This is a genomic window from Pseudoalteromonas sp. AWM4_233, from assembly GCF_056158285.1.
Map to the genome: position 1 here is coordinate 5,309 of NZ_JBSWSZ010000055.1, position 563 is coordinate 5,871.

Here is a 563-nt window from a genome sequence, read left to right on the forward strand (position 1 = left end):
CAAAAACGTATTGCTAAGGTTAACGACGGTTAGATTCACCTCTTACACAGCACCTGGCAAGTTGTGCCTTTTCGTTACGCAGGTTTTCTGCCTGTACCGTACAACCCGGCGTTGACGCTTTAGGGTAGAAGTAAACTAAAACTTGGTTTGATTCTAATAAGGCTTTTAGCTCGACTGTTTCGTCATTTTGGTTTTGTAACGAGAATAAAGGTGCGTTGTCACCTGCTTTTAATGTGTTCATATATATCCTTAGCGAATACGTCTTAAAATGTAATCTACATTGAGTGTACTTGAAAGTGCTTCGAATTGTACTTTGAAATCGTCAAGATCGATCTGTGCAGGTAAATTTAATTCTAACTCACAGCGCATATGTAATTCATTGTCTTGTTCATACGTGTCAGATTTTAATGATGCGATACTGACATTATGCTCTGCGATAAAACGTGTCACTTTGCTGAGTGTGCCTGGCGCGTCTATGCCCGTGTATTCTAAATTATAAGCACCAATATAATCGTCTTCAGTAAGGTGCTGTGTAAGAGGTGAATCTAACCGTCGTTAACCTT

2 pseudogenes are annotated in these 563 nt (G+C 39.6%); both read right to left on the bottom strand.

The annotated features are described in order from the left end of the window. Nucleotides 1-52 precede the first annotated feature (52 nt). Nucleotides 53-241, bottom strand: a pseudogene (locus ACXAC4_RS19745) (redoxin domain-containing protein); the annotation flags it as partial. A gap of 8 nt (nucleotides 242-249) precedes the next feature. Then, nucleotides 250-522, bottom strand: a pseudogene (locus tag ACXAC4_RS19750) (ACT domain-containing protein); the annotation flags it as partial. Nucleotides 523-563 lie beyond the last annotated feature (41 nt).